The sequence below is a fragment of the Actinomadura rayongensis genome, assembly GCF_009831215.1.
Lineage (GTDB): Bacteria > Actinomycetota > Actinomycetes > Streptosporangiales > Streptosporangiaceae > Spirillospora > Spirillospora rayongensis.
Genome location: NZ_WUTW01000005.1, coordinates 447,897 through 464,053 on the forward strand (window position 1 = coordinate 447,897; position 16,157 = coordinate 464,053).

General features: G+C 70.8%; 20 protein-coding genes and 1 pseudogene. 13 read left to right on the forward strand and 8 right to left on the reverse strand.

Features of this window, described 5'->3' with window-relative positions:
* Positions 1-11 precede the first annotated feature (11 nt).
* Together GQ466_RS32955 and GQ466_RS23590 are read left to right on the forward strand one after the other, a co-directional pair.
* Complete coding sequence (locus GQ466_RS32955) at positions 12-1,247, forward strand: nucleotide disphospho-sugar-binding domain-containing protein (RefSeq protein WP_161105172.1); 1,236 nt, start codon at positions 12-14, stop codon at positions 1,245-1,247.
* 5 nt (positions 1,248-1,252) lie between these two features.
* On the forward strand, positions 1,253-1,750 hold the full coding sequence (locus GQ466_RS23590) for a DinB family protein (RefSeq protein ID WP_337193600.1): 498 nt from the start codon (positions 1,253-1,255) through the stop codon (positions 1,748-1,750).
* On the opposite strand, the gene GQ466_RS23595 is transcribed toward GQ466_RS23590, so the two are convergent.
* Positions 1,747-2,583, reverse strand: coding sequence for a helix-turn-helix domain-containing protein (locus GQ466_RS23595; protein WP_161105174.1), 837 nt, complete (start codon positions 2,581-2,583; stop codon positions 1,747-1,749). The genes GQ466_RS23590 and GQ466_RS23595 overlap by 4 nt on opposite strands.
* A 104-nt stretch (positions 2,584-2,687) precedes the next feature.
* Between GQ466_RS23595 and GQ466_RS23600 the strand changes: the two genes are divergently transcribed.
* A complete protein-coding gene (locus tag GQ466_RS23600; protein ID WP_202420968.1) occupies positions 2,688-4,160 on the forward strand; it encodes an MFS transporter in 1,473 nt (490 codons plus the stop codon).
* Here GQ466_RS23600 and GQ466_RS23605 read toward each other — a convergent pair.
* Positions 4,157-4,552 carry a VOC family protein gene (locus GQ466_RS23605; RefSeq protein WP_161105175.1) on the reverse strand — a complete coding sequence of 132 codons (396 nt, stop codon included), beginning with the start codon at positions 4,550-4,552 and terminating at the stop codon, positions 4,157-4,159. The genes GQ466_RS23600 and GQ466_RS23605 overlap by 4 nt on opposite strands.
* A 57-nt stretch (positions 4,553-4,609) precedes the next feature.
* On the opposite strand from GQ466_RS23605, the gene GQ466_RS23610 reads away from it, so the two are divergent.
* Positions 4,610-5,065, forward strand: a complete 456-nt coding sequence (locus tag GQ466_RS23610) for a MarR family winged helix-turn-helix transcriptional regulator (RefSeq protein ID WP_161105176.1) — start codon at positions 4,610-4,612, stop codon at positions 5,063-5,065.
* On the opposite strand, the gene GQ466_RS23615 is transcribed toward GQ466_RS23610, so the two are convergent.
* Complete coding sequence (locus GQ466_RS23615) at positions 5,062-5,538, reverse strand: macro domain-containing protein (protein WP_161105177.1); 477 nt, start codon at positions 5,536-5,538, stop codon at positions 5,062-5,064. The genes GQ466_RS23610 and GQ466_RS23615 overlap by 4 nt on opposite strands.
* A gap of 121 nt (positions 5,539-5,659) precedes the next feature.
* Between GQ466_RS23615 and GQ466_RS23620 the strand changes: the two genes are divergently transcribed.
* The 3 genes from GQ466_RS23620 (at position 5,660) to GQ466_RS23630 (ending at position 10,156) form a co-directional block, all read left to right on the forward strand.
* Positions 5,660-6,445 carry an alpha/beta fold hydrolase gene (locus GQ466_RS23620; RefSeq protein ID WP_161105178.1) on the forward strand — a complete coding sequence of 262 codons (786 nt, stop codon included), beginning with the start codon at positions 5,660-5,662 and terminating at the stop codon, positions 6,443-6,445.
* A gap of 172 nt (positions 6,446-6,617) precedes the next feature.
* Complete coding sequence (locus tag GQ466_RS23625) at positions 6,618-9,119, forward strand: WD40 repeat domain-containing serine/threonine protein kinase (protein WP_161105179.1); 2,502 nt, start codon at positions 6,618-6,620, stop codon at positions 9,117-9,119.
* Positions 9,120-9,178: 59 nt separating this feature from the next.
* Positions 9,179-10,156, forward strand: a complete 978-nt coding sequence (locus GQ466_RS23630; RefSeq protein ID WP_161105180.1) for a WD40 repeat domain-containing protein — start codon at positions 9,179-9,181, stop codon at positions 10,154-10,156.
* A gap of 22 nt (positions 10,157-10,178) precedes the next feature.
* Here the strand turns inward: GQ466_RS23630 and GQ466_RS23635 are convergent, their stop codons facing one another.
* Complete coding sequence (locus tag GQ466_RS23635; protein ID WP_161105181.1) at positions 10,179-10,496, reverse strand: pyrophosphohydrolase domain-containing protein; 318 nt, start codon at positions 10,494-10,496, stop codon at positions 10,179-10,181.
* A 1,170-nt stretch (positions 10,497-11,666) separates the two neighbouring features.
* Here GQ466_RS23635 and GQ466_RS23640 point away from each other — a divergent pair.
* The gene (locus tag GQ466_RS23640; protein WP_161105182.1) at positions 11,667-11,981 is read left to right on the forward strand and encodes a hypothetical protein; all 315 of its coding nucleotides are present in this window, start codon (positions 11,667-11,669) and stop codon (positions 11,979-11,981) included.
* 73 nt (positions 11,982-12,054) lie between these two features.
* Positions 12,055-12,387, forward strand: coding sequence for a hypothetical protein (locus GQ466_RS23645; RefSeq protein ID WP_161105183.1), 333 nt, complete (start codon positions 12,055-12,057; stop codon positions 12,385-12,387).
* A gap of 90 nt (positions 12,388-12,477) precedes the next feature.
* Here GQ466_RS23645 and GQ466_RS23650 read toward each other — a convergent pair whose 3' ends face one another.
* Complete coding sequence (locus GQ466_RS23650) at positions 12,478-12,615, reverse strand: hypothetical protein (protein WP_161105184.1); 138 nt, start codon at positions 12,613-12,615, stop codon at positions 12,478-12,480.
* On the opposite strand from GQ466_RS23650, the gene GQ466_RS32960 reads away from it, so the two are divergent.
* The gene (locus GQ466_RS32960; protein ID WP_161105185.1) at positions 12,607-13,512 is read left to right on the forward strand and encodes an AraC family transcriptional regulator; all 906 of its coding nucleotides are present in this window, start codon (positions 12,607-12,609) and stop codon (positions 13,510-13,512) included. The two genes, GQ466_RS23650 and GQ466_RS32960, sit on opposite strands and share 9 nt — an antisense overlap.
* Positions 13,513-13,599: 87 nt before the next feature.
* Here the strand turns inward: GQ466_RS32960 and GQ466_RS23660 are convergent, their stop codons facing one another.
* Genes GQ466_RS23660 through GQ466_RS23670 form a run of 3 tightly spaced genes read right to left on the reverse strand, consistent with a single transcriptional unit; the run spans position 13,600 to position 14,910 of the window.
* Positions 13,600-13,812 (reverse strand): DUF397 domain-containing protein, encoded by a 213-nt coding sequence (locus GQ466_RS23660; protein ID WP_161105186.1) that lies wholly within the window; start codon positions 13,810-13,812, stop codon positions 13,600-13,602.
* A 35-nt stretch (positions 13,813-13,847) separates the two neighbouring features.
* A complete protein-coding gene (locus GQ466_RS23665; RefSeq protein ID WP_161105187.1) occupies positions 13,848-14,063 on the reverse strand; it encodes a DUF397 domain-containing protein in 216 nt (71 codons plus the stop codon).
* Positions 14,053-14,910: a helix-turn-helix domain-containing protein gene (locus GQ466_RS23670; RefSeq protein WP_161105188.1), complete on the reverse strand. Its 858-nt coding sequence runs from the start codon at positions 14,908-14,910 to the stop codon at positions 14,053-14,055. Before GQ466_RS23670 ends, GQ466_RS23665 begins: the two co-directional genes overlap by 11 nt.
* 422 nt (positions 14,911-15,332) lie before the next feature.
* Between GQ466_RS23670 and GQ466_RS23675 the strand changes: the two genes are divergently transcribed.
* The 3 genes and pseudogenes from GQ466_RS23675 to GQ466_RS31930 all read left to right on the forward strand — a co-directional run.
* Entirely contained in the window at positions 15,333-15,602 is a 270-nt protein-coding gene (locus GQ466_RS23675; RefSeq protein ID WP_161105189.1) for a hypothetical protein, read from the forward strand.
* 83 nt (positions 15,603-15,685) lie between these two features.
* Entirely contained in the window at positions 15,686-15,859 is a 174-nt protein-coding gene (locus GQ466_RS23680; RefSeq protein WP_237418264.1) for a hypothetical protein, read from the forward strand.
* An 82-nt stretch (positions 15,860-15,941) separates the two neighbouring features.
* Positions 15,942-16,121: pseudogene (locus GQ466_RS31930) on the forward strand (helix-turn-helix domain-containing protein); the annotation flags it as partial.
* Between the last annotated feature and the right edge of the window lie 36 nt (positions 16,122-16,157).

A 16,157-nucleotide genomic window follows, 5' to 3' on the forward strand; every position in this document is an offset into this window, starting at 1 on the left:
GAGGAGCCCCCGTGAGCCGCACCATCGTGATCTTCGCCGCCGGGTCGCGGGGCGACATCCAGCCGTGCGCGGCGCTCGGCCGGGCGCTGCGGGCGCGCGGCGACACCGTCCGGCTCGTCGCGAGCGCCCGGTACGCGCCGCTCGCGCACGCGGCCGGGCTGGAGCTGGCGCCGCTCACCGCCGACCCCACCGAGATCCTGGACTCCGACGCGGGACAGGAGCTGCTGGCGGGCGGACGCAACCCGATCCGCTTCCTCGGCGGGTTCCGCCGCATCCTCGGCCCGCTCGCCGAACGGCTGCTCACCGAGTGCCGCGACGCGTGCAAGGGCGCCGATCTGCTGCTCGGCCCGACGCTCGGCATGCTCCCGGCGCATCTGGGCGAGCATCTCGGCATCCCGTGGGCGCTGATCCACTTCCAGCCGAGCCGGGCGACGGGCGCGTTCCCGCATCCGTTCGTCCCGCAGGCGCGGCGGCTCGGGCCGTGGGCGAACCGGGCGAGCTTCACCGCCGTCGACCAGATCGCCTGGCAGCTCTCCCGGCCGTTCATCAACCCGTGGCGGCGGGACGCGCTCGGCCTCGCGCCGCTCCCGCTGCGCGGCGCCCCCCGCGACGACGCGCGGCCCGTCCTCGCGTGCTTCAGCGACGCGGTGGTGCCGCGTCCGGCGGACTGGCCCGCGAACGTCCACCTCACCGGCTACTGGTTCCTGGACGAGCCCGCCTACGAGCCGCCCGCCGACCTCGCCGCGTTCCTCGCCGCCGGGCCGCCGCCGGTCTACGCGGGGTTCGGCAGCATGGTCGCGAAGGACCCGGAGCTGACGGACCTGACCGTCCGGACGGCGCTGCGGGTCGCGGGGCTGCGCGGCATCGTGCAGGGGGATCCGGCGACGTCCGACGACGACGTGCTCGCCGTCCGGGACGTCCCGCACGCGTGGCTGTTCCCGCGCGTGGCGGCGGTCGTCCACCACGGCGGGGCGGGGACGACGGCGGCGGGCCTGCGCGCGGGCGTCCCGACGATCGTGTGCCCGTTCTTCGGCGACCAGCCGTACTGGGGCGAGCGGGTGGCGGCACTGGGCGCGGGGCCGTCGCCGCTGCCGTTCCGGTCGCTGACCGTCCCGGACCTGGCTTCACGCCTGCGCCGCGCGACGAGCGACCCGTCGATCCGCGAGCGCGCCGCCGTGGTCGGCGCCCGGCTGCGCGCGGAGGACGGCATCGCCCGCGCGTTGGACGTTCTGGACGCCGTATCGTGACGGACGTGACCACGCCACGCGGGGACGTCGGCCCGCCGCTCGCCGGACCCGACGAGAAGACGACGCTCCTGACCTTCCTCGACTACCTGCGGGAGGCCGTCGCCGCCAAGCTCGACGGCCTGTCCGAGGCGGAGGCCCGCACGCCGGGCGTCGCGTCGGGGACGAACCTGCTCGGGCTCGTCCACCACCTGACCGGCGCCGAGCTGAACTGGTTCGTCTGGGGATACGCGGGCGAGGACATCACGCCCGCCAGCCTGAGCTTCACGCCGGACGAGGGCGAGACGATCGAGAGCGTCCGCGCCGCCTACCGCGCGGCCACCGCGCGCTGCAACGCGATCGCCGCGGCGTGCGACGACCTGGCGGCGCCGGGCGTCCGGGCGCGGCGTTCCTCGCCCGGGCCGTCGCTGCGCTGGATCCTCGTCCACATGATCGAGGAGACGGCCCGGCACGCGGGCCACGCCGACATCCTGCGCGAACGGCTCGACGGCGCCACCGGGCGCTAGCCGGCGAAGCTCGCGAGGAAGTTCAGCGCCTCCTCGGCCGGGCTTCCCGGCCCCGCCGAGTAGATCACGAGCATGTGGTGCTCCGCGCCGGGCACCCGGAGCGTCTCGTAGTTCAGCGCGACCTCGCCGACCGCCGGGTGCCGGAACCGCTTCGGCCCGTGCGACTTCTCGCAGACGTGGTGGCTCGCCCACAGCCTGCGGAACGTCTCGCTGCCGAGGGACAGCTCGCCGACGAGCCTGACGAGGTCCGGGTCGTGCGGGCGGCGTCCGGCGGCCATGCGCAGGATGCCGACGGTGTTGCGCGCGGCCTCGTCCCAGTCCGGGTGGACGTCGCGCGCCGCTTCGTCCAGGAAGATCCGACGCGCCATGTTCCGCTCGCGCGGCGGGAGGTTGGGGAAGTCGGCCATCAGCGCCGCCGCGAGCCGGTTCCAGGCGAGCACGTCGTTGCGGTCGTTCATGATCACTGCCGGGGCGCCGGGGACGGCCGTGACGAGCCGCCGCAGCGCGGGCCGGAGCACGTCGCGCCGGACGACCGGCGCCGTGGCCCGCCGGGTCAGCCGGGCCAGATCGTGCAGATGGGCGTGCTCGGCGGAGTTGAGGCGGAGCGCCCGGCTGAGCGCGTCCAGGACCTCGGCGGACGGACGATCCGCGCGCCCCTGCTCCAGCCGCACGTAGTAGTCGGTGCTGAGCCCGACCAGCTCGGCGACCTCTTCCCGGCGCAGCCCCGGCACGCGACGGCGCCCGGTCTCGGGCAGCCCCACGTCCGCCGGCGACACCTTGCCCCGCCGAACGCGCAGGTAGTCGCCGAGGCTGGTGACGATCAGGTCGGCCATGCCGTCCAGTATGCGCGAGTCCGTCCTGTTGAGGGTGGCCCTGTCGTTCCCAGGGAACCGCGCTCTCTTCCTCCGGTCGTCGCCCCGCGCGGACGATCGGCGGCATGTCCACCCTCACTCTCGACACGTCCCGCGCCCAGCGCGGCTACTGGCCGACGGTCGTCGCGGTCGCGTCCGCCAGCATGATGCTGCCGTTCTCGGTGACCGGGGCGGCCGTGGCGCTGCCGAGCATGGCGGCGCGCCTCGGCTCGTCGGTCGGCGGCGCGCAGTGGATGCTGAACGCCTTCAACATCACGTTCGCCGCGCTGCCCCTCGCCGCCGGAAGCCTCGCGGACCGCCTCGGTCGCCGCCGCGTGCTGCTCACCGGCATCGTGCTGGTCGGCGCGCTGTCGCTGCTGATCGCGCTGGCACCGTCGATGGCCCTGGTCGATGTGGCGCGGACGGTGCAGGGCGCCGGGGCGGCGGCCGTCCTCGCGTCGGGCGCGGCCGTGCTGGCGCACTCGACGTCCGGACGGCGCCGCCAGCTCGCCTTCGGCCTCCTCGGCACGGCGTTCGGGACGGGCCTTGCGATCGGCCCGCTGGTCGCCGGGACGCTGGTCGACGCGGCGGGCTGGCGCTCGGTGTTCCTGCTGGTCGCGGCCATGTCGGTGCCCGCATGGCTGTGCGCGACGCGCGCTCCCGAGTCGCGCAACCCTTCCCCGCCCGCTGTGGACGTCGCCGGGCTCGTGACGTTCACGGCCGGGCTGGCGTGCCTGTCGTTCGCGTTCGTCCAGGCGGGTTCGGCAGGCTGGGGCGCTTTCAGCACGCTGCTGTTGCTCGTGGCGGCCGTCGCCTTGGTGGCGCTGTTCGCGGTGGTGGAGCTGCGGCTGGCCGGACGGGCGATGTTCGACGTCCGCCTGTTCCGCCGTCCCGAGTTCGTCGCGGTGGTCTGCCAGCCGTTCACGGTGACGCTCGGCTTCGTGATCATGCTGGTCTACCTGCCCGCCTACCTCCAGGGCGTCGGCGGCCGGACGACCACGGCGAGCGGCCTGCTCCTGCTCCCGATGACCGCCCCGGTGCTCCTTCTCCCGCTGGCCGCCAGCCGCCTCGCGGCGCGGACGTCCGTGCGGGCGGTGCTGACCGGGGCGTCCGCGCTGATCGTCCTCGGCGCGCTGCTGCTGACGACCCTGCACAGCGGCGGCTCATGGTGGGCTCTGGCCTTGCCGCTGCTGCCGTTCGGCGCCGGGGTGGGGCTGGCGTTCGGCGTGATGGACAACGCGGCCGTCAGCACCGTCCCGGTCGCGAACGCGGGCGCGGCGGCGGGCATCTTCAACACGATGCGCATCACCGGCGAGTCGGTCGCCGTAGCCGGAGCAGCAGCGCTCCTCACAACCCTGACGGCCGCCCGACTGAACGACGTCCCGTCAACCATCGCAACGCGCATCGCCGGCGAAGCCGTCCAAGGCCAGGTCGCCGAGGCCCACCACGCCGCCCTGGCAGCGGGCTTCACCAGCGCGTTCCACACCCTGGGCCTCATCCTGGCGCTGCTCTCCACAATCGGCGGCGCCCTCACCTACCGAGCGCTCAGGCCTCGCTAGTACGACTGAAGCTCGATCAGATTCCCCTCCGGGTCACGAAGATGCGCGGTCCGGAGGGTAGCCCCCCAGGCCGGACGATCCTGCGCCGCAGCCACGACCTGTGCGCCGAGCGCGCTGAGCCGTCCGGCAGCCGCGTCCACGTCGTCCACACGGAAAACGAGCATGGCCCGGTCCTCCCCCGCGGACGGCCCGGCCTCCCCAGTGATCTCCGCCAAGGCCGCGCGGCCGAACAACGACAACACCGCCTGGCCGTCCAGATCCCAGTTCGCGTACCGGGCCTCCGGCACGACCTTCACCGGCTCGATCCCGAGCAGCTCCCGCAGCGCCTCCTCATAGAACCGGGCGGACGCAGCGAAGTCGTCAACGAGCAGGCGCGGATAGAGCGCGTCCATGAGCATCCCCTTTTCGTGGGCAATGACCAACGATAGGCCAACCCCTACGATAGACCCATGAGCGACACCGTGCCGCCCCGCCTGCTCGGCATCTCGACCTACGTCCTGGCCCGCGTGGGCAGAACAGGACGCGCCCGCATGGCCGCGATGCTCCGCGAACGCGGCCTGACGCTCTGGGACCTGGCCGTCCTGACAGCGCTGGACGACTCCCCACCCGCGTCCCAACGCGCCCTGGCCCGCCGCTTCGCGATAGACCCGAGCGACCTGGTAGACGTCATGGCACGCCTGCTAGAAGCGGGTTTGATCCGCCGCGACCGCGACCCCGCCGACCGCCGCCGCTACCTGATCACCCTGACCAAACGCGGGCGCGCCGAACTAGACCACGCCACCACCCAGGCCGCCGACCTGGACAAGACTCTTCTAGCGCCGTTGTCCCCCGAAGAACGCACCCACTTCACGTCGATGCTCCACCGCCTGCACACCCACCACGCCGAACGAGGCATCACCCCCTAGTCATGGTCATAGATCGTGACGGCCACCCCCCGATCGACAAGGTTCTGCCGCACCAACGGCTCGACCCGCTCCCACTTCCCACCGGCCAGACCGCACCCGATCCGCGGCGCATGAACACTGGCCCCCAGCTCCAGCGCCTTGGACCCGACCGCCGCCAGACACTCGTCAATCGCGTCATACCGAACAGGCGGCCCTTTGCTCCCGGCCCGCGCCCCGTGCTGCCCGACCATGTTCGCCACCCACACCAGCCGCTCGACCTGCACGAACTGCACGGCACCGAGCCGGAACCCGCTCCCCGGCCGCCCACGCCACCAGGCCCGGTACTCCTTCTCCGGCTCCGCCCACCGAGCCGAAACAGCGAGCACGAACCCCTTCCCCCACCCACCCCGGTCATTGCAGACATGCGCGACGACCTTCACGCCCTTGGCCTGCGGAGACGTAGCGTCCCCCCGCACGTACCGGATCCCGTCCACACCCCGAACGCTAGCCGCCGCCTCCGACAGAACGCCCCGGTCAGCGCCCGGTGCGCGAACGGTCAGCGCACGCCACCAAAGTGCAGTTCATCGAAACGAACACCCACGGAGGTTCGACACAATGAACGGCACCCGCAGCAACCTGGGCATCGACGGCCGCCGCCTCTCCTACCTGGACTCCGGCGGCCCCGGCCACCCCCTGCTGGCCCTGCACGGCCACCTCTCCGAGGCCGACGCCTGGTCCGACCTGGCCGAAGCACTGGCCCCGGACTGGCGCGTCATCACCCCCGACCAGCGCGGCCACGGCGACTCCGACCGAGCGTCCTCGTACACCCGCGACGACTACGTGGCCGACGCGATAGCCCTCCTGGACCACCTGAAAATCGACCAGGCCGTAACACTCGGCCACTCCGGAGGCGCCATCACCGCCTTCCAAATCGCCGCCCGCCACCCCACCCGCGTCACAGCGATCATCAACGTAGAAGGCCCGGTCTGCGACCTGGACGACGGCCCAAGCGCCCTCTCCTTCGTCCGATCAATGCCCTACACGGCCCCCGACCGCCAAGCCCTCCTGACCGCGATCGGCCCCCTGGCCCCGATCCTCGGCGACAAACTGCGCCAAACCCCCACCGGAGCCTGGCGCCTCCCCTTCCACCCCGAAGACACCATCACCTCAGAACAAGGAACCCACGGCGACCACTGGCCCGACTGGACGTCCACCACCTGTCCCGCCCTGTTCGTCCTGGCCACCCACAGCCAGGTCATCACACAGGAGCAGGGCCGTCAGATCATCGCGAGCCGCCCCAACACCCACGTGGCCGAACTAGACGGCGACCACTTCGCCCACGCCACCAACCCCGAAGCCTTCACCACCGCCGTAAAAACCTTCCTGGCCACCCTCCACTGACCCACTCCGGTCCCCGCCCAGCAGCCGTCCCGAACCGCTCCGGCGATACGTCCCCCACGCCCGGCCGACCACGCGCGGCTCGTCCGGCGACGCCCCGAGCCGCTGCCCTGAACCATCAGGAAAACAAGGCCGTCTATATGAATGAGAGGATCCAGCGCTAGGAGGACTGGTCATGACGACGCCTCTGCTCCCCGGCGACCCACGCCAGTTGGGCGCCTACTACCTCGACGGACGTCTCGGCTCGGGCGGTCAGGGCGTGGTGTACGAGGGGTATGGGCCCGACAACGGACGGGTGGCGGTCAAAGCCCTGCACGGTGTGAGCGACCGCGACCGGAACCTGCTCCGCAAGGAGGTCGCCGCCTGGCGGCGGGTGGCGCCGTTCTGCACGGCGAAGGTGCTGCACGACGGCCTTGACGAAGCGATCCCGTTCGTCGTGAGTGAGTACGTAGCGGGCCCGGACCTTGCGCACGCCGTGGAACGGAACGGCCGATACGGACCCGAGGAGTTACGGCGGCTGGCCATCGGCGTGGCCACGGCACTGGTCGCGATCCACCGTGCCGGGGTCGTGCATCGAGATCTGAAACCCGAGAACATCCTCATCGGCCCGGACGGGGCCCGTGTGATCGACTTCGGTATCGCCCGGGTCGAGGAACCGTCGCCCTCGACCGTCGGCGTCCTGCGGGGCACGCTCCGCTACATGCCGCCGGAGCGCTATCGCGGGCAGCGCGGCGACGCGGCGGTGGATGTGTGGAGCTGGGGCGCGGTCGTGCTGTTCGCCGCGACCGGACGGCACGCATTCGACGGTCGGACGCCGTCGGAGATCCAGCGGCAGGTCGCCGAGCACCGTCCCGACGTCTCGATGCTCGGCGAGCCGCTGCGCGGCCTGGTGTCCCGAGCGCTCGCCAAAGAATCCGCGGAACGTCCGACGTCCGAGGAACTGCTTCTCGCCCTCGTGGGGCGTGCCGACCTCGCCGCGGCGCTGAACGACGCGACCTTCCGGGATCTGTCTGGTTCCGGGCCGCTCTCGAGCGGCGAACGGGCCGAAGCGGTGTTCGGCGGGCTCGGCGAAGGTGCGCGGGAGGCCGTTCCGCGCGTTCTCCTGCGCCTGGTCGCCCCCGGCGAACGCGCCGAGGACACCCTGCGCACGGCACGCCGCGCGGACTTCGCCGACGGGCAGACCGCCGAGGCGGACGTGGACGAGGTCCTACGCGCGTTCGGCGCGGCGGGAATCCTCGTGTGGGAGGACGGGCTGGTCGCCCTCGCCAACGCGGCGTTGATCCGCGCGTGGCCCCGGTTGCGCGAGTGGGTGGCCGCCGAACGCGAGGGCCTAGGCGTTCATCACGGGCTTTCCGGGGCGTCACGGCTCTGGGACGACCACGGTCGCAAAAACAGCGACCTCTACCAGGGAACGGCGTTGGCCCGCGCCCTGTCGTGGGCCGCGACGGGCCGCCGCCTCCTCACCCTCAACCGGACCGAACGGTCCTTCCTGGACGCCGCCGCCGCGCTCGCGCGTGGCCGCGCCCGGTTGCGCGCCCTGCTCAGCGGCGTTCTCGCCGTCCTGCTGATCGCGGCGACCGGCAGTGCGGTGATCGCGATCGACCAGCGCGCGACCGTCGTCGGCCAGCGCGACCGCGCTCTGTCCGCGCAGGTCGCGAGTCTCGCCGAGTCCCTGCGGCGAACCGACCCGCAGCTCGCCCGGCGACTGGCGGTGGCGTCGGCGCGTCTCGGGAACACCTCCCAGTCGTGGGGCGCTCTGCTCGCGCTGCACGACCAGTGGGAGGACGAGTCGGTCAAGCTTCCCGGCTTCGAGGCGACGGCGAACGATCTCGCCGGCAGCGGACGGATCCTCGCCGCCGCGACCGGCTCGCGCGTCGAGTTCTGGGACGTCGACACCCGCAAGCACCTGGGGTCCTACGACGCCCCGGAACGCGTCACCAACGTGAGCCTGTCCGACGACGGTGGGACGGCGGCCGTGAGCACGCGGGACGGCCGTACCCGCCTGGTGGGCACCGCGAACGCGCGCCCCCGCGACACGCGAACCTACCCCAGCCCGCGAGGCGACAAGCGGCGCGAGGAACTCAGCCCCCACGGCACCTACCTGATGGTCCAAGAGGACGATCCCGGCCGACCTGTCACCCTGGGGATCTGGGACACCCGGACCGGCAAGAAGATCGTCACCGTGAACAGCGGCAGATGGCCGCTGGGAATGACCTCGTTCTCGTACGACGAGCGGGTGCTGTCCCTGCCGGTCGGCTCCGGTCGGCAGCCGTTCACCTGGCTCGACACGCGCACCCACAAGAAGATTCCCGTGCCCGATCTCCAGGTGAGCGCCGCCGACGTTCTCGGACCCCTGACCTTCAGCCCGGACGGCCGGTTCATCGCCCTGCCTGTCAGGGGCGGCAGGATCCGCGTGCACGACCTCGCTCACCGCTACACGAACGGGGACCTCGTCGGCGCAAGCGACATCTCGTTCTACCCGGTCCAGTTCAGCAGGGATGGCCGCTACCTCGCGCAGGGCACGACCGTCTGGGACACGGACTTCTCGATCACGGCCAAGCCTTTCGTCCGGTACACCACGACCGACAGCGAGTGTTACGCCGACACTATCCGCGCTTCACGACGGACGGCTCGCGTCTCCGCTGCCTCGGAACCGACGGCGTCCTCCGGTCCCTGAACCTCAGCGTCTACACCAGGCCGCCGGCGCCCACCGGCAGGGGTCCCTACCATTCGGGCGTGGTGAGCGCCGACCGATCCACGATCGCGCTCGTCACGGGCGACACCGTCGAGATCTGGTCCACCGGGGCGCGGTCCCCGCGCGCCACCGTGACCACGAACGTCACGCTCCCCGACCAGATCGCGCTCAGCCGCGACGGACGCCTGCTCGCCGTCCTCAGCGGATTCAACGAAATCGAAATCTGGGACGTCGCGAGAAACACCAGGCTGGGCACCATAGCGACCCCGCTGGATCGGGAGCAGCGCAGCGGAGCCCTCCAGGCTCTCGCATTCTCCCCGGACAGCAGATCCCTCGCCGTCCAGACGGTGATTCCGAACGGGCGGAACACGCTCGCGTTCTGGGACCTGACCAGAATGCGCCGCATCCGGGAAATAAGCGCCGACCTCGGCTACGACCCCGACGGCGCGCAGGTACTCTTCGCCCCGGACGGCAGGACCGTAACCGCGGCGCCGAACTTCGGCCGCGTCGGATTCCCCTCCGGCCGCGTCATCACCAAGGGCGTCCCGCACCTCCAAGTGGACACGGTCGGCGACGACGGCAGGACCCTCTATTCGTTTCCCAACGGCTACCGCCCGTTCCTCCGGCTCAGGAACGCCCGCTCGCTTCGCCCCGAGGCCAACGACCTCCGCACTGGCCCCGTGGCGGGATGGGACGGCCAGACCTCCGCGGTCTCCCCCGATGGCCGGCTCTTCGCCACCCTTCACGAGACCGGCATCGTCTACCAGCTCAAGATCTGGGACATTCGCGCGCGAACTCAGCTCGGCGTTCCTCTAACCGGCCTTCGGCTCGACGCCGTAGCGGTGACCTTCACTCCCGAGGGATCAGCCCTGGTCGCCATCGACAAGGAAGGCAGGGTTTTCACCTACACCGTCGCGCCGCTGCGATTGATGCGAGCCCTGTGCGCCGAGTCGGGCGGCCTGACCAGAACCGAATGGAAAAGGCATATCCCGGATGCTCCCTATCGAAGAACCTGCTGATTCGGACGTCCGGGTGCCCTCGTCAGTGCCAGCTACGAGTCTCGTTGAGCTGTTCCTTGCGGCGGAACGCGGCCTCAAGGTCGATCCCGGCTCGGTTGCATACCGAGATGAGCATGATCAAGGCGTCCGCGGCCTCGTTTCCCAGGTCGGCGGCGTCGCGTTCGCCGTTCTGTGGTTGCCCGTTGTAGGCGGCGACCGCGTCCAGGACCTCGCCGGCCTCGCTGCCGAACTTGAGCGCCTGATCGGTGATGGTGCGGTCGGTGAAACCTCGCTCGACCTCCATCTTGCGGACGTACTCCTGGAGGTCGTTCAGGGATGCGCCCTGCGGCAAGGGCTCCATGTGCGGTGCCATCCTCACGGGAGTGATGGGGTGGGATCGCCGGGAGGCTAGCAGCGGCGGCTGATCCTCGTGGTTCGTCCGCGCATGTTGGACGACTCGGTCTCCGTGGAGTGAGTCAGAGGCCCGGGGAGAGCGGCAGGGCACGGGGAGAGGGGCTGTCGAATGTCGAGAGTCGGCGGGCGGGCGTGGGCGGGATCCCGGGCGGCGGCTTGGAGGATGATCGCCGCGACGGCGAGTTGAGCGGGTCGACCGTCCGGGGTGCCGAGGTGACCGCGGAAGTGACTTCGGATGCGCTCGGCGCGGGACGGTGTCACCAGCGTCTAGAGGTGGAGGCGGGCGCCGTCGGACGATGTCTCGCGCCGCCGCGAGAGGCGAACATCGTTCGGAGAAAAGGGGTGTGGGCGCCGGTCGTCGGCGATCTAGCCATTTTGCGTAGAGATCTCCGAGTTCAGCTCTTTAGATTGCTCATGGGGCGCTCTGAGTGCCAGACTAACTGCGTATAGCCAGAGTGGTGAGCGGGCAGCGGGGTGGGCTGCGGTGTCCGCGCTCTGATGGGTGCTCGTGTGCCGTCACGGAGACGTGGTGGGCGTGTTGCCGAGCAACTTGCCACGAAGTCCGGTTTCTTTCGAGGGGAGAGGTGTCGTGAGGCCATCGGCTTCGCCCGGTTCTCCCTGCCTGGAAAGCGACATGAGGGCGGAATCGGTGGCAAAGGTGACTCCACGTCCTTCGCTCCTGCGCGGGTGCGACGGCGCCTGGCTGGAGGCGCACGACATGGGGCCGCCCGGCGGAGGACGCCGATGAGCGGTGTTCCGCGTCGGATCGGGCGGCATCGGGCCGAGGCGCGCCTTCCGGTCGTCGGCCGCTCGCGGCGGCACTGACCTGTCCCTTTCGTACGAAAGGGCCGACCTACCCGTACCTGCGGCTAACAGATTTACGGGAAGGATCGACCCTTCCGTGCACCCCTGTCCACTGGAATTTTCAGCAACCCGGATACAGGAGCACAACGTGCACGACTGTACTATCCATGCCATTCGGCGGGACGTTCAACCCCTCGAAAAAGCTCCGCCGCACGCGAAGTACGCGTGGACCGTCCGGAGTTCGCCGGGCCGGCCGGACGAGAGCGGCTTCGGCGGCTCTCCCGCCTGGGAGAACGCCCGGGGGACCGCGCACGTGGTCGACCATCCCCCCTTCCGCGCGACCCCGGTGGCCGGAGGTGGACTCGTCGCCGGAGTGGTCCTCGCGATCGTCGTCGGCGTCGTCCTGTCCTTCTACGTCGTCGCCGTCACCGCGATCGCATGGCGTACGCACCGGCACCAGGACGGGTTCGAGAACAACCTCCGCCTCCTCGAACTCCTCCTCGCCGCGCTGCCCTGGCGGCGGCACCCGGAGGAGAGTCCGGGACCTGTGGAAACGGACGGTGCCGAGGCGCGGCGCACCGCGCTGACCGGCGACCGCGCCGCGAAGGACGTCCCCGACCCCCGGTGAGCCGCCAACCCCGCCGTCCGGCGGCGCCCCGGTGAGCGGCGCGCCGCCGGACGGCGGGGACGACCCTAAGCGAGTGACGATGCATCGTCCCGACTCCCCTTTCCTTCCGGCTCCGTCCTGCTCGGTGTCCGGATGCACGCACCAGACCTGCTTCCACGTCCGCATCGAGACCCTCGGCGCGGACGGACGCCGCAACGTCCGCCGCCGCACCGGCGAGGACGCGTGCGGCACTCACATCGCCGACGTCGTCTCCGGCATGGCGCGCTGGGCGCGCGAGCAGCGGGCCGACCGCGCCGCCCACGTGATCGTGTACGCGACGTCCAGGGGCCGGAGCCCCTCCGGACGCCTCGGCACCGATCCCTTCGCCGCGCTGACCGTCAGCATCATCCCGGTCGCGTGCTCATGAGCGACGTGCCGCGCCGGTCCCGGACGCGCCGTCCCGGCGCGTCGCCCGTCCGCTACCGACCGAAAGTTCCTCACCCCGGGAGGTCTTGTGTCACGCAATGATTTCGAGCCCACGAATGCGCGTCAGGACGGCGAGTATCCGGCGCCGCTTCTCGCCAACCACCAGCGGCTGGTCAGCGGCGACATCAAGGAATTGCACGACGCCGTCGAACCGCTGGCGGTGGGCCACGACCTGCACGCCGTCGAGCCCGGAAAAAGGCTGAACGGAAGCGTCAACGGCCTCACGATCGGCTCGGTGAGTCTCGTGTGGGTCCGGTATGGCGGCGCCGGCGTCGTCGTCGAGACGCCGCCGACCCAGGGGGAGTTCGCGATGTGCGCTCCCGGCGACCCCATGGAGTACCACTCGAATTCCCGCCGCGGCGTCGCCGGCGGAAGCCTCGTCCTGTCACATGAGGAGAAAATGCGGATGAAACCGCACCCGCAACTCGGCTGCCTGGTCATCGCGACCAGCACCGGGCGCCTGACCGACCACCTGCGCGACTACCTGGGCGTGGAGCACCCGCTCCGCGGGCGGCCCCTCCGCTTCGACAGCGTCGAGGGGCCGGCGGTGATGTCGCGGACGTTCGTCGACCGGACCTGGCGCCAGGTCTGTTCCATGCTCGACCACATCAGCGAGGACGGCATTCACCCGTTCGCGGCCCGGAACTTCGAGGAGGCCATTCTCAACGCCCTTCTCCTCGGCCTGCCGAACACCGCGACCCCCCATCTCGGCATGACGGGGCACAGCTCGCGGAGCGACTCGGCGAAATTCGTCTGGGAGTGGCTGGAGGCCCATCACCAGCAGCCGATCGGCGTCGCCGACATCGCCGCGGCGGCCGGGGTGAGCATTCGCCAGCTCCAGGTCGTCTGCAAGGAGCACTGGGGGCAGACACCCGTTCAACTCCTGCGCGGGATCCGGCTCGACCACGCCCGCCGCGAGATCCTGTCGGGCCGGTCGGAGTTCCGTCGGATCGGCGACGTCGCCCGCGCCGCCGGATACGTGCACATGAGCCGTTTCGCGGCCCACTACAAGCGGCGCTTCGGTGAAACGCCGTCCCAAACGCTGCAGCGCATCCGCACCAGGTGACCGATCGCCGCCAAGGGGGCGGGACGGAAGAGGCCCCGGGACGTGTGGTGGTGTCCCGGGGCCTCTTTCGTGTGCGGTGCGCGGGGGTTAGAGCGTGTGGGCGCCTGCCTTGATCTGGGTCGTCAGCGAGCGCCGAGCCGCTGGTGCGACGGCGAGACGCGGGCCGTTCGGGTCTACCGAGTCGCGGACACCGACGACGCCGGGGAGGTTGGTCGCCACCTCCACGCAGGTGTCAGCCCCGGTGTCGCTGTGGCTGGACTTGCGCCACGCCGCGCTGGCGAGCGGAGGAAGGTTGCTCATGGGCTGGGCTCCTTCGCGTTCCGGCGACCCGCTGGCTAGAGCGTGTGCGCGCCCGCCTTGATCTGGGTCGTCAGCGAGCGCCAGGCCGCCGGGGTGACGGCCAGCGCCGGGCCGTTCGGGTCCACCGAGTCGCGGACACCGACGACGCCCGGAAGGTTGTCGGCCACTTCGACGCAGGCGTCGCTACTCCTTCCGCTGTGGCTGCTCTTGTGCCACACAGCTTCGGTGAGCGGGGGGAGGCTACGCGTCATGGGACTGGAACTCCTTGGCGATCTCGGCGATCAGCGCCGCCGAGTCATCGGCGGACAGGGCTGCACCGCTGATGCGGTCCAACTCAAACGTACAGCGCCTGACCTGAGTTATGTCCTCCACGTACGTCTCGCCGCTCATGGCATCGACGTGCGCGGTGTCCAGTTCAATGGCCGCGTCGAACTCGAACAAGGTCAGCGATCCCAAGCCCAGGTTCGGCCGATAGCCGATCGAGATCGGTACGACGCGAACACTCACGTTCGGACGCGCGGCGTCCTCTAGGAGCGCGCGGAGCTGCTGAGCCATCACGGCCGGGCCACCTACTGGGCGACGCAGGACCTCTTCGGCCAGGACGACGTCGAGGCTAGGGGCATTGATAAGCGAAAGCAGGGCTCGCCGCTTCATGCGGGCGCTCAACCGCCGGTCGACCTCGGCCTGGTCGCTGTTCTCGCCTTCGATAAGCGTCCGTGCGTAGTTCTCATGCTGGAGCAGACCTGGCACGACTTCCGTCTGCCATGAGCGAATGCGGTCGGCGGCGTCTTCGAGTTCTCCGTAGCTGCCGGAAATCGCGTCACCGTAGCTCGTCCACCAGCCACGAGTCCGGATTTCCCGGGCGAGTTGGAGGAGCGTGGCCTTGACCGCATCGCCGCCGCCGTAGGTGTCCAAAATGCGTTCGACGTCGGCGACACTCGGCATGTTGACAGCGGTCTCGATGCGGACGAGCTTCGTCCTGTGCCAGCCCAGCGTGCTGGCGGCCTGCTCGGGGGTCAGGCCCACGGTCTCGCGGCGGTGGCGCAGCTCGGCGGCGAGTCTCCGGTGCCGGGCAGTTGGTCCGTATTCGTTCGGCATGGTCCGAATCCCTAGTCAGAAACATGACTCATCGTGGCCGGAGACGGCCACTTCCGTAGCGCACAAGTGCTAGCGTCGCGCACTAGTGAGGTGGATCCTAGCTGAGGAGCCGCGCTGCTCGTCCATCTTTACCGAGGTGAAGCGGGCTGCACGGGCCAATCGAGGGATCCGTCCCCGCATTCCGTACGAGACGGAAAAGGCCGGGCCGCCGCAGGTTGCGTCTGCGACGGCCCGGCCCAAAGAGCGGCTCCGGCCCGGTGTTCGAGCACCGGGGGCTCCGGAGTCTTGATCGGACAGGGAGGTCCGACCCGATGCACAGCGTAGATGACCTTCCGCCGTGGAGTGATCCCACGGCGGAACCGCATGTGGCCGCTCGCGGCCTTGAAGCGTACGGGCGCAGTTTGACCGCGTCCCCTGTCCTCGTGTGGCGTGGGAAGCACACCGGGTCCTGGTGGGCGTTCCTGGACGGACGGCTCATCGAGCGTCCTACGGCGCTCGGTATTCAGCAGGAGATCCAGGCGACGTTCGTCCAGGTGACGCCGGTCGTGGGCCGGACGGGTGAGCCTGCCATGACGCCGCACATTCCTGTCCGCGCTCAGCGGCGGCCGGACGAGGGCGCGGTGCGGCAGCCTCGGCGGGCCGGGCACTTCTTCCGGTCGCTGTTCGGCGGGCGTCCGGCGGTGGCCGGGTGAGCGCGTCTGAGTGGCGCGACGGCGTCCGGCGTATCGACCACCGGGAGCCTCTGCCCGGGTATCGCGAGCCTGAGGGGCGGTGGTTGCAGCCTTACGTCTCGCGTGACGGGACGTGGACGTGCCGCCTCCGTCGTCCGCTCAGCCACGCCCAGGAGAAGGCCGGGCTGCTCTATGTCGTCGTCGCTGCCGACTGCGACGGGCTCGCCGCGCTCATGGCGCACGAGGACGAGAAGGCCGCGCGGCTGAATCCCGCGTGACGGCTGCGGCCATCCGCCCTGTACCCCCCTGCGGGCCGCGCGCCCGGCCCGCAGGCCGTTCCCTGAGAGAAATCGAGAACCAATGGCCAAGCAGCCTGAAGAACCGCAGCAGCCCACCCTCTACACCCCGGCGGAGGTCGCGAACTTCTTCCGCGTCGACCCCAAGACCGTCACCCGCTGGGCCAGGACCGGGACGCTGCACCCGATCACCCTGCCGTCCGGGCACCGCCGCTACCACGCCGACGAGATCCACCGCCTGCTCAAGACCGGCGACGCCGGCGCCGACGACAACCACGCC